The sequence below is a fragment of the Silvibacterium bohemicum genome, assembly GCF_001006305.1.
Classification (GTDB): Bacteria; Acidobacteriota; Terriglobia; order Terriglobales; family Acidobacteriaceae; genus Silvibacterium; species Silvibacterium bohemicum.
The window spans coordinates 66,977-79,709 of the sequence record NZ_LBHJ01000020.1; the positions used below are offsets into that span (position 1 = coordinate 66,977).

Here is a 12,733-nt window from a genome sequence, read left to right on the forward strand (position 1 = left end):
TTATCGCCGACTAGCAGGAATCTACCCATTAGTAGATCAAATATTGTTTTCGTTTCTCCACGTAGCTCCGGAGAGGAGACTGCCAATCCTCCTCGATGCGCTGCGGATCGCGGTCGGCCGCAAGGTCACTTAGCACTCCCCTATTGGCGAGAAGAGTCTCAATCTTGTCGAGTTGGTATTGATCGGGATAGAGCTTGTGGAGCTCGGATGCTATTTCCAGACCCAGCTCCGGCGTATCGAGCACATTACGGCCGGTGACGATTAGCTCGATTCCATGGCAAAGCTGGTTCGCATATGGATATGGAGCTTGCGGAGTAAAGTTCACAGGTACGAAGCGAATTCCTGGAAGGAATCTTGCATTGAGCGCACGCGCCAGCGCGCGACCGTCGATCCAGGGTGCACCCACATATTCAAAAGGAGTATCTGTACCGCGGCCCACAGAGACGTTGCTTGTTTCTATGAGTCCGATGGCCGGATAGAGGATGGCTTCCTGCAAACTGCGCAGGTTAGGCGAAGGATTGGTCCAGGTAAGGCCGGTGGCATCGAACCAGTCGCCGCGCTGCCACCCCTGCATCGCGATGACGGTAAGAGGTGCGTGGAGCTGGTACTCTCCGTTCAGATAACCCGCTAGCTCGCCTAACGTCAGTCCGTGACGGACGGGAACGGGCGCGACATTCACATAGCTTTCGGCGCCGGCGTCTGAAAGAGGGCCTTGAACGAAGGAGCCTCCAAGAGGATTTGGACGGTCGAGAATGACGATTGCGGTGCCGCTTTTGCCTGCCGCTTCCAGAAAATAGCGTACCTCCGCTTCATAGGTGTAGAAGCGCACGCCGACGTCCTGAAGATCGATGAGAACAGCATCGAAGTCGCGTAGCGTTTCCAGCGGCGGATGGCGATTGTCTACCTTGCTGCTGTACAGACTGACGACGGGAAGCCCTGTTGACGCATCCGTCGAATTCGCGATGTCTGTCTTATCGAGCGCGCCGTCGATGCCGTGCTCGGGAGAGAAGAGCAGCTTGAGCTGCAGGCCGGGGACGGCGGCTTCGGCATTCTTGGCAAGGACATCGATGGTGCGCCTGCCCTGCGCATCGAGCCCCGTCTGATTGGTGAGCAGCGCGATGCGCAGCGCGCCGGCGTGCTGCGCGGCAAGTTTCGATAGCTCCGCAAAGTGATCTGCCTCAAGAACATCGATGCCCGTGAGCACGGAGCCATTCCGATCCTGCAGGCGTCGCATCCCGGAGATCGATTCGTTATAGCCTGTCAGGTTCGCGATCAGCTTACCGTTGTCATCGTGCACCCCGAGCGCGATGGCCGCAGCGTTGGCCACCGCAGCACGAACGGCAGTAATACCGGTAGGTCCGTTGGGATAGACCGCATTCGCCATCATGACGACGTAAGCATCGTCGGCCGGATCGATCCAAACCGATGTGCCGGTGAAACCGGTGTGGCCGAAGGAGCCTACAGGAAAAAGCTCGCCGCGGTTGCTCGAGAAGGGTGAGTCAATGTCCCAGCCAAGAGCGCGTAGCGCGGTGCCCGTTGCTGGCTGTTCTGGAATCGTCATCTTTTCGAGGACCAATCGATTCAGGGGAAAGCGGCTGGCGCGGCCTGCGAGGCGGTCGAGCAGGTTCTGCGCATAGACTGCGACATCTCCCGCGGTACTGAAGAGCCCAGCGTGCCCCGCCACTCCGCCCATGCGTCTCGCCGTGGGATCGTGCACCAATCCACGCAGCATTACTCCGTGGTCATACTGCGTGGGAGCGATGCGGTCATGCCACGACTCTGGCGGAAGAAAACGCGTGCTCTTCAGACCGAGCGGGCCTGCGATGAACCTAGTTTCATATTCATCGAGGGTAATTCCGGAGATCTTTTCGACGAGTGCGCCGAGCACGATGAAGTTGATGTCGCTATAACGGAACTGCACACCTGGAGCCGTGACAGGTGTGCTGGCGAAGGCGCGCCGCAGTCCCTCATCCTTCCCCAGCCAAGGATCTTCCAGCGAGAGATCGGGCGGAAGACCGGAGTAATGCGTGAGCAACTGCCGGATCGTAATATCTTCCTTGCCATTGGCGGAAAATTCCGGCAGATATTTCGCAACCGGATCGTTCAACTGAAGACGTCCCTGCTGGTAAAGCTGCATCACAGCGGGTGCGGTGGCCAGCACCTTCGTAAGCGAGGCAACATCGAAGACGGTATTCTCTGACGTCGCTTCAGGCTGCGGAAGAAGCGACCGGTTTCCGTAGGCCTTATGGAAAACGATCCGGCCGTGATGGCCGATGATAACGACTGCTCCCGGAAACTTTTTGGCTGCGATAGCCTCTGTGATGAGGCGATCGATGGGTGCGAAGTCCGATGTCTGCTGGCCTTCGAGACGGAAGGTAGCGGCGAGCGCAATCAGCAACAGGGAAAGATATTTTATGCAGCGGATCATCAGCGGCTCCGATGAGCTTTGGGTAAGAGCTTACTGGCAATCCAGCCGAGCGCAAAGGTAAAGAGCGAGCCAATCACCACGAACCACGTCCACGCGATGATAGGCAGCACAATGTGTATGCTGCCCAGTGCGAGAGGAATCGGCCGCGATTGTCTCCACAGAAAAAGATTCAGCGCGAATCCCCCGATCATTCCAACGATCGCGCCGGATTCTGTAGTTTCGCTGCTCAGCGTACCGAGAAGAAAGACACCGAGAAGCGCTCCGTATGCGACCGATGCAATGGAGAGACCGACCTCGACAACGTGGCCGTCTCCGCGCGAGACGCATGCCAGAACGAAGAGCAGCATCGCCCAGAAGATCGTCATCACGCGAGACGCTACGATGCGATGCCGCTCACCAGCCGCGGGCTTCCACTGAAGATACAGATCGACCATGCTGCTGGAGCTGAGCGAATTGACCGCGGCGCTGAGATTGGACATGGCTGCAGCAAGAATCGCAGCAACCATCATGCCGGCGATGCCGCGCGGCATCTGCCGCACGATGAATGTCGGAAAGACACGATCGGCACTCGATGGAGCGCCACCGGTTGCAAAGCGCGAATAGAAGAAATAAAGGCCGGTGCCGATGGCGAGGAAGAGAACAAACTGCACCAGGATGACGAGTCCGCTGCTCAGCAAGGCAAGGCGTGACTCGCGCAGATTTCTGGCTGCGAGCAGGCGTTGGACCATAAGTTGGTCCGTGCCATGGCTGGCCATGGTCAAAAAGCATCCGCCGATAAGACCTGCCCAGAAGGTATAGGCAGTCGAGAGGTGAAAGGCAAAATGAAAGATGGTGAGCTTGCCTGCTCCGGCGGCTGTGGCATGTATGGCATGCCAGCCGCCGGGTATCAGACGGTTAAGAGTAAGGACGCCTGCGATGGTTCCCACAAGGTAGAGAATCATCTGCACGACGTCTGTCCAGATAACGGCGGCCATGCCTCCTTCAAGCGTGTAAGCCAAGGTGAGCGCGCAGATGATGGCGATGGAGATGATGTCCGGCGTGCCGATGGCGATCCCAACCACGATGGAGACGGCGAAGACGCGCACACCTTCTGCCGCCGCGCGCAGAAAAAGGAAGAGGATTGCAGTCAGCTTGTGCAGGCGCGGCCCAAAGCGCTGTCCGATCACTTGATATGCGGTGAGCAATTCGCCGCGAAAGTATCGGGGCAAGAAAAGAAAGCATACTACGATGCGACCCAGCAGATATCCGAAGACTATCTGAAGGAACCCCCAATCGCCCGTATAGGCGACCCCGGGCACGCTGATGATGGTAAGCGTGCTCGTCTCCGCAGCGACAATGGAAAGCGCAATCGCCCACCACGGAATACGCTGGTCGGCTAGAAAGTAGCTCTTGAGTGAACGATCGCCGCTACGGAAGCGCAGACCAAAAATTGTAACGGCCACCAGATAAAGAACGACCAGCAGCAGATCCGGATAGCTCAACCGAAGCGTAGAAAGGGCGGCGTGCGCCGCCATGCCAGATGAGTCGACGAGCACCAGAGCTATTTCCCCTGAACCAATTGCGCAGTTGGGATGCCTAGCTCAGGCGGTGGCGGAAGACTGTGCTGTGTTCGCCAGGCAAGTTGGGCTGAATGAAAAGCCGCACTGCGCTGGACCCACAGCTGCGTTGCGAGATCGTAGCGAACGAGCACGTTTGGAAGCCAGTAAGGCCGGTTCTCCCGCATCCAGAGATCGGAATATTTCACACGCGCATAGCTGTAACCATCGCGCATATCTTCGCAGAGACCATTTGCGCCGGAAATTGTGTAGAACAACCCATTTACCTTCTTGGAATTCTGTCCGTCGTTCTGCCACTTGTACATCTGGTCGTAAAGATTCGCGATAAGGTCGGCGGTCTCGAACTTCTGCCCAATGAAGTCCAGCCTACGCGCGCCGAGCTCGAGTGCATCCAGAGCATCGTTCTCACGCAAGGGTCCGGCAGATCGCGCCTGCGCCAGTAGAGTGAGGGCGTGTTCCGCATGCAGACGCATGTCATGGAGGAGCGGCCGGAGAGTCGCAGAAACTGTTTGTCCTTCCGCGCTCCAGGGATCGAGCCAGTAGAGCCCATCGGTCGACTCGCTAATTTTGGCTCCGTCAAGCATCTGGTAGATGGCGATAAGCTCGCGTTGCGCCTGGTTGATGTCGCCGGTATCGTCGCCGTGGAAAACACTTCCATAGGCGTCCTGGAACTTCGCCGTGTCGCTGCTTCCCTCCTGCCACGCTGCTGCCGCTCCAAAGAGCACGCCGTACCAATTGGATTGAAAGAGTCCTTCGCCGTCGTCGTTCCACACGGTGTTAAGCATGCCGGTGCTCCGCGCGGTCTGCCCATCGCGCACGAAGCCCTGAATATTGCGCAACGCATAATCGTTGTCAGGATAAACGCGGTTCCAGTTATTCACGCCAGGCGCGACCCAGGTTTCCATACCAGCATCTACGTACGGGTTAAGCCATCGCATGAAGCCGTTGTCCTCCGGCGAGTAAGTCCAGGCGACGGCGATCATATCCTTAGGCAGGCGTTTAACCTCAGCCGGATCGTTCATCGCGATGTCCCCCCAGAAGAGAAGCCGGCGGTTCAAGGGAGCGAGTTTGTCATGAACATGCAGAAGAAAGTCGATATAGACAGGACCCAGGCCGTTGGCTTCAACAGCGGCATGCGTCTGCCCTTTTCCCAGGTCGGCTGTCTCATCCGCACCAATGTGCAGGAAAGGCGAGGGGAAAATCTCTGCAATCTCTCTGAACCACTGACTGATGAGATCGAGTGATCCAGACTGGCCCGGCGCCAGAACGTTGCCCATCGGAGTTTCTGCAAACGGAGTGTACTGCTCATATTTGAGGACGTGGTGCAGATGGCCAAAAGCCTCCTGCTCGGGGATGACCATGACATGATAGCTTCGCGCATATGCGACAAGCTCGCGTGCCTCTTCCGGAGTCATGCTGCCTCCGTTGAGACCAGGCACCGGGTTCGAAGGGTATTGTAGTGTGTTCTCGAAGTAGGGCGAGTAGACGTTGAGCTTGTATGCGGCAAGGGTTCGGATCTGACGCTTCTGAAACTCGAGCGTAGGCAGAGGGCCGCGGGAGAGATCGTCCGAGAGACCGCGGTAGCGCATGGCCGGCCAGTCACGGATGGTCGCCACCTGGAGCTTCGCGCTCGATCCTCGTGCGACGATCATCTGCTTAACTGTCTGTTCTCCGTAAAAAATGCCGATAGGCGTGTCGGCGATTACTGCGACCCCTTTGGGAGCCGGAACGATCGCATAACCTTCCTCATGCATTGCAGGGTCGAGCCTGACATTAGACTTGGTGAGGAGTTTCTGGGCTCGGGAAGAAGACTTGAGAAGCAGTTGAACGGAAGCGAAGGCGCGGCCGTGGGCTGCAGTTACATTGAGCTGCTGCAGCCAATCGGAGAGATCCTTTGCGGCAAAATGGACATCCGGATCGTTGTCACCGCTGACCGTGACACCTCGATCGAGTGGAATAACGCCATCGCTTGCATATTCGCGGGGTGCGGGAATCAGTTGTGCGCCGCTGATTTGCTGTGCGACTGCAGTATTGACAAAGGCTACGAGCGCTAGTGCGGCTGCAACACCGTAGATGACGAATTTCCCTCGCTCACGCTGAGTCGACGATACCGGTTTCAACCTTCTTCCTTTCTCTGTTTGATTTACGTTTTCCCTGAATGTCTCTCGCCCTACCGTCTTCGCCGCCGCGACCCGCTTAGTTCCCCGCGGGTCTGGTGTTTGTTCAAACTCTATCCCATGTCTTGCTTTCGATAGGAAGATATCCGGAAAATCAATGCAGGAACCCGAGTAAAACGCGGCGAAATGGCCAAAGCTAGGCTTTGGCTTTTGCAGGAGCCTTTGCTTGAGCGAGAGGAGTGGACTTAAGAATTTTTCCGCCTTCCTGGACAACATAGAGCTGGTTGACCTCGAGATTCTTGAGCTGATCCACCTGACCGCTCAGCCAGCGAATCTCTACCGCGTCAACTTTATTTGCCTGGTCGAGCCCGAAGTGCATGCGCAGGTCATTTTGCGAGAAGTAGCTGCCTCCGCTACGCAGTTCGTCCATCTGCACCAGCGGCTTGACGGCGTCCGGCGCGGTTCGAGCTGTGACGATGACGCGAGTGCCAATTCCCGAACGATTCGACTTGACGCCTACCAGCTTGATCTTGATCCAGTTGCGATGAAGTGTTGAATCGCCCCGCAGGAGTTGAGGCCGCGCATTGATGCAGTTGACGACGATGTCGATGACTCCATCATTGTTGTAGTCGCCGAATGCGCAGCCGCGAGCCGGAGCGTTCTCCAGAATTCCAGGCCCTCCCTCATTCGTGACCTCTTCGAATCGACCGTTGCGTAAGTTGCGATAGAGATATTTATGCTCCGCGTACTTCAGATCAGCCTTCGACTTATCGACCTCGGGATAGACGTGCCCATTCGACATGAGAATGTCGAGCCAGCCATCGTTATCCATATCAAAGAAGCCAACTCCCCAACCCAACAGCCGCGTGTTCACGCCGAGACCGCCGGGGTAGGTTCGGTCCTCGAATGACGCGTCGCCAAGATTTGTGTAGAGAGAATCTGTGTCGCCTGCGAAGTTGGTCTTCACTACGTCCAGATTGCCATCCCGGTTGTAATCGCCGATGGAAACGCCCATGCCGGCCTGCGGTTTGGCTTCTTCTGAGAGGGCCGCTCCCGCTTCGATGGCAATGTCGCGGAAGGTGCCATCTTTCTGGTTAAGATAGAGTGTGGCCGGAGCGGAGTCGTTCGCAACATAAATATCAGGCCAGCCATCGTTGTCCAGATCCGATGCGGCAACGCTAAGTCCATAGGTGCCGACCGCCGTCCACATGCCTGATTTTTCGCTGACGTCGGTAAAGGTTCCGTCGCCATTGTTGTGATAAAGAATATTTCTTCCGCCCGGTAATCCAGGCGGACCGCAGGCGACGAGGATTCCCTTATAAGTGCACGGTCCATCTTCCGGCTTCGGCGCCGTCTTGAGATCGAAGTCCACGTAATTTGCGACGAAGAGATCGAGATGTCCGTCGCGGTCATAGTCGACAAAAGTGCAACCCGTGTTCCAGCGTATCTTTGGTCCGGGTTGAATCAGGCCCGCCCGTTGCGTCACGTCCGTGAACGTGCCGTTGCCGTTATTTCGATAAAGTACGTTCTGGCCGTAGTAGGTGACGAACAGATCGTCGTTCCCATCGTTGTCGTAATCGCCCACGCAGCAGGCTTGGCCCCACCCTGTCTTGTGTTCTAATCCTGAGCCCGTGGTCACATCGGTAAAGGTTCCGTCACGATTGTTTTTGAAGAGATGGCAGTGCGGCTCCTGGCCTGGCGCGAAACCCTCGAGCCTCCAGCCGTTCACCAGAAAAAGATCGGGCCAGCCATCATTGTCGTAATCGTAGAAGGCCAAGCCGCAACCGGTTGTTTCCAAGAGATATTGATTCGCGCCTTCGCCGCCGTAGATGGTCTTGACGTCAAGGCCAGACTCTTTCACTACGTCGACGAAGCTCACACCCAGCGGCGTGCCTTCGATGGGAGACTTCGGGCCGGGAGGAGGAGGCGCAGGTTTGGCGTCATAGGTTCGTTCCTGCGGTCCAATGCCGTTGGGCTGTGTTGGCAGTGTCTGTTGCTGCCAGGGCGACGCGAGTGCGAGAACATCGGCGAAAGGCAGAACAAGCGCCGTGCGGCTGAGCGAACGCATGAACTTACGACGATTCAAGGAATCACCATCCTCATGGTTTAATGCCGCCGAATCCAGCGCCTGAAATATAGCGAATGCGGCTAGCATCTGTATAGAGGGTCATCGCCAATTGCCATGACTTTGCGGTCGGTCGTGCCTGGACATTTTCAAACTTTGGGCTGCTATTGGCGAACCTTTTCCAACGCTTCGGCCTTTTGTCGCTCTACGGTTGATTCCGCAAGCTTCCCCTGCTGCTCAAGCCCCTTCGAAAGCCCTCTATGCGCCTCTGCATAATCTGGGTCGTAACTCAGAGCACTGCGAAAATCCACGATCGCATCTTCTACCTTGCCACTCTTCAGTAAGGAGTTGCCCGAGTTGCAGGCGACCTCGGCCTGCTGACGATTCATGTTCGTGTGCATCAGAGCTGCGCCTTTTTTCCGCTCCGCTGCCGCGCCCGCAGGGTCGTTCTGTTTCACCAGCACAGAGGCAAGCGTGAGGTGCGGATCGGCCTGCTGCGGAAGCTGCCGAATCGCTTCTTTTAACGCGGCCGCAGCCTCCGGTAGCTTATTCAGATTGTTGTCAACGCTGCCCAGCATTGCCCAGCCCTCGCCATTCTCAGGGCGCAGCTTTAAGGAAAGATTCAATTCTCTCTCGGCATCGGCATAGCGGCCCGCCTGCAGATACAACACACCTAGAGCGTAGGGCGGTTCGGACGCAGAGGCATCGAGCTTCTCTGCCCTTTCCAACTCCGGGATTGCATTCGCGGCGTCATCCTGCATCTTGAATGCGAGTCCCAGGTTGTAGTGCAGTTGCGCTGCATTCGGAGAAATTTCCACTGCGGTTCGCAACTGTGCTACTGCGTCGTCGAACTGACTTAGCTGAATATAAGCGGCGGCTAGATTTTGATGAGCCGTTGCATCGTCCGGCATTCGCGCCACGGCTCGCTGCAGGATGGGCACCGCATCCTTGGCCTGCTGCGCCTGGCAAAGAGCCATCCCCAGATTCGTTAGCACCTGTCCATTGTCCGGATCTGCAGCCAATGCTTTCTGAAGCAGAGGAACCGCCTCCGGCAGCTGATTCGAGCGTTGTAGCGCGAGGCCCAGCTGATACGCTGCTGCAGCCAGAGCAGGATCAAGCTCCAGCGCATGGCGGAGCACGGGGATTGCCTGGGCATCCTGGCCTGCGTTCGCCAGGGCCTGGCCCAGCTGCAAGGCTATCGCTGCATTCTGTGGCGCCAGTTGCGATGCCTTCTTCAACTCATCCAGCGCACCCGGCTGCTGCCCGGCCTGCAACGTGATCCCCAAATGCAGATGGACCATCGCCGAATCCGGACTCAACTGCAGAGCAGCGGTGAACGCCTTTGTCGCGTCGGCCCAGTCCTGGCGTTGTGCATAGAGAGAACCCAGCTCATCCTGCCATTCCGCATTTTGTGGATCGCCCGCGACGGCCAGCTTCATGTTTGAAATTGCCGCTGGAAACTGCTGTGTTGCCGCCAGCGCCCGGGAATATGAGGCGAAGATATACGGCGGCAGTGCGCTTTTTTCTAAGCGAGACGCGGCCTCGAGCTTCGCAAACCAGGGCAGAGCTTTTCGAGCTTCTCCACTCTGCTCATAAGCGAAAGCCAGGTTCAACTGAGCGCTGCGATCGCTGGGAGTAATAGCCAAGGCCTTTTCGAGTTCGCGAATCGCTTCGCTAGTTCGCCCAAGTCTCAACAAAATAGCGCCGAGTGCACTGTGCCCCTGCTCTGCAGCAGGCGCAAGATGGACGACCTTCTCGAAATCTGCAAGGGCAGCATTCAAATCATGGCGGGATAATGCAGCCACGCCCGCCCGGTAATCGGATTCAGCCTGCTTCAGGCCGGGCGACGGCTCCTGCGCGTGGCCCAGCCAGGAAAGTACAGGCAGCGCGCCAAGCATAAAACCTGCAGCCAACCGGGCTTTGAGGAGACGAATATCCATGGTCATCCAAGGTCAACATAGTACCCGATCCATCGTGCGGGTTACAGAAAAGGCCGGCGCGAGTTGCGCACGGCCTGGAATACGGGAGATTCCGGCTAACCGGTCACAGCTTGTGTGGGCGTTTGAGCTGTCGCACTTCTGAGCCGGCGAGCAGGAAAGCGCCGACACCGAAGTTATAGCTTGCGGATGGCAGATAGAAGGCTGGCTCCGCTCCGGTCTGCTGCATACAGCCAATTCGGCCATCGGCATAGATGTGCTTCACCAGTCCCGCCCAACCACGCTCAACGACACGCTGATACCTCTTTCGACTGAGCAGGCCGTGATTCACTCCCCACGCGAGGGCATAAGTGAAGAGCGCCGAGCCTGAATTCTCAGGCAGCACGTAATAATCGGCGTCGAGAAGGCCGGAGCGCCACAATCCGTCGGGGCTCTGCAGCCCGGCGACACGTTCGGCCATCTGCCGAAACTGCTCGACGTATCGAGCTCGCATCGGGTTATCTTCAGGCATGAATTCCAGCGTGCGCACCAGCCCGCCCATGACCCAGCCATTGCCGCGCGACCAGAACATCTTCTGACCATTCGGCTCGGTCTTGTGAAGATAAGTGGCATCCCGGAAGTACAGGTGCTCTTTCTCGTCATAAAGTAAGCTGGATGTCTTCCACCATTCGCGATTGATGTAATCGAGGTATTTGCGCTCGTTGGTGATAGCGTACAAGCGGGTCCACACCGGCGGCCCCATATAGAGCGCATCGCACCACCACCAGGGAATGCGCGTCACAGGCTGGTCTTCTGCTGCGATAAGCGCGTCGAGCTGCTCGCGCGTGTTCGCGATTATCCTGGAATCGTGCTTCTGCAGGTAAATTTCGGAGTACATCTGCGCGATGCTCTGGTCGTCAGCGTTGGGCAGATGCGATCGCAGCTTCCAATCGAACTTCTGTCCTACCGCATCCATGGTTTCCAGATATTTCGGATCATGCAATGAGTCGGCCGCCGCCATCACGCCCGTATACAAAACACTCCATTCCCATGTGTCCCCAAAATAAGGCTGCGCCCTCGCGATTTCCCAATCCGCGACCTTGCGCATTGCGCGGTCCACGGCTGCGGGGTTAATACTGCTATCGAGATCGGTAGCGAGCGGACCAGGGCTATCCGGCTGATCGCCGTTATGCTTCGTCACGTTGTCATACTCGATGCGCTTCTGCTGTTCCGGTGTGGGAAGATGTTGCCCAACCGCGGCAGGCTGGCCGCCTCCCAAAAACATTCCGCAGATCGATAATGCGGAGAGCATGCGTACGACACACATTGTCATTTCCTATTCCTCAAGGTTCCTTTTTTATCCGGCAGCAGAACAATTGCTTGATCGGACTACTTCTATGTATCGAAATCCCGCTGCCTGCGTCGTCCGACTTTGTTGCCATACTGTATTGCGAGATCAAGCGCACTATACCAACAAAGGTATAGTCGAATACACTCGCAGCACGATTTGAATCGTGTCATCTGAGATCTTTTCGTTCTACTCACCGCTCTGGCTCTATAGATGCGGGGGGGCCCGCGGCAGGAATCGAACGAATATGTCGTCTGCGATTCGAAGATCTGCCAAGCGAAGCCTAGAGGAGCCGATTTGTTTCAGCCTGAGACATACGCCGTTGCTCTTTCGTTCATGGTCATCACGATGCTCTGCTGGGGATCGTGGGCAAACACGATCAAGCTCTGTCCGAATTACCGCTTTCAACTCTTTTACTGGGACTATGTAGTCGGCCTTATTGCCGGCGCACTTCTGTGGGGTTCCACGCTTGGCAGCATGGGGCTTTCCGGCAGGCCCTTCTGGCAGGACATACAACATGCCGATACCAGCCATATCCTCTTCGCCGCAATCGGAGGAGTAGTCTTTAATGTCGCGAACCTGCTTCTCGTCGCCGCCATCGAGATCGCGGGCCTCGCCGTAGCCTTCCCCATCGGAATCGGCCTTGCGCTCGTCGTCGGAGCGATCAGCAGTTATGTCTTATCGCCGAACGGCAATCCGATCCTGCTCTTCAGTGGCATTGCCCTGGTCGTGGCCGCCATTGTCTTCGATGCCATCGCCTATCGCCTGCGTGAGACCGAACATCGCGCGGCAAGCAGACGCGGCGTGGTCATCAGCCTGATTGCCGGATTGCTCATGGGCAGCTTCTATCCCTTTGTATCCCGCTCCATGACCGGCGTGAATGCTCCGGGGCCCTATGCGGTCACGCTCTTCTTTGCGCTTGGCGTTGCCCTTTGCGCGATTCCATTCAACTACCTGCTGATGCGACGGCCGCTCGACCGCAACACGCCCGCAACCATGAGCGCCTACTGGTCGGCGAAAGGCATGTGGCATGTGTGGGGAGTTCTTGGCGGCATCATCTGGTGCACAGGGGCTGTACTTAACTTCGTCGCATCTCGTGCGCACATCGTGGGGCCTGCTGTCTCCTACTCCATCGGGCAAGGTGCGACGATGATCTCCGCTGCCTGGGGCGTATTTATCTGGCGCGAATTTGCCGACGCTCCCCGGCGATCAAGAACATTTTTGATTTGGATGTTTGTTTTCTTCCTTTGCGGGTTGAGCGCGATCGCACTCGCCCCGATTCTGGCTAAGTAAGACACCGCCG

General features: G+C 57.1%; 7 protein-coding genes. 1 reads left to right on the plus strand and 6 read right to left on the minus strand.

All coding sequences use genetic code 11. The features are described from left to right. Positions 1-28: 28 nt before the first annotated feature. From XX99_RS28235 to XX99_RS23500, 6 genes are all read right to left on the minus strand, one after another. The gene (locus tag XX99_RS28235) at positions 29-2,428 is read right to left on the minus strand and encodes an exo-beta-N-acetylmuramidase NamZ domain-containing protein (RefSeq protein WP_050061863.1); all 2,400 of its coding nucleotides are present in this window, start codon (positions 2,426-2,428) and stop codon (positions 29-31) included. After that, positions 2,428-3,963 (minus strand): sodium:solute symporter, encoded by a 1,536-nt coding sequence (locus XX99_RS28240; RefSeq protein WP_231581582.1) that lies wholly within the window; start codon positions 3,961-3,963, stop codon positions 2,428-2,430. Before XX99_RS28240 ends, XX99_RS28235 begins: the two co-directional genes overlap by 1 nt. 5 nt (positions 3,964-3,968) lie before the next feature. After that, a complete protein-coding gene (locus XX99_RS23485) occupies positions 3,969-6,104 on the minus strand; it encodes a family 20 glycosylhydrolase (RefSeq protein ID WP_184084559.1) in 2,136 nt (711 codons plus the stop codon). Positions 6,105-6,297: 193 nt separating this feature from the next. Further along, entirely contained in the window at positions 6,298-8,169 is a 1,872-nt protein-coding gene (locus XX99_RS23490; RefSeq protein WP_050062385.1) for a CRTAC1 family protein, read from the minus strand. A 161-nt stretch (positions 8,170-8,330) separates the two neighbouring features. Continuing rightward, complete coding sequence (locus tag XX99_RS23495; RefSeq protein ID WP_050061864.1) at positions 8,331-10,106, minus strand: tetratricopeptide repeat protein; 1,776 nt, start codon at positions 10,104-10,106, stop codon at positions 8,331-8,333. 103 nt (positions 10,107-10,209) lie between these two features. Beyond that, positions 10,210-11,415: a glycoside hydrolase family 88/105 protein gene (locus tag XX99_RS23500; protein ID WP_231581584.1), complete on the minus strand. Its 1,206-nt coding sequence runs from the start codon at positions 11,413-11,415 to the stop codon at positions 10,210-10,212. A 312-nt stretch (positions 11,416-11,727) separates the two neighbouring features. Between XX99_RS23500 and XX99_RS23505 the strand changes: the two genes are divergently transcribed. Beyond that, entirely contained in the window at positions 11,728-12,723 is a 996-nt protein-coding gene (locus XX99_RS23505) for a GRP family sugar transporter (protein ID WP_050062386.1), read from the plus strand. Positions 12,724-12,733 lie beyond the last annotated feature (10 nt).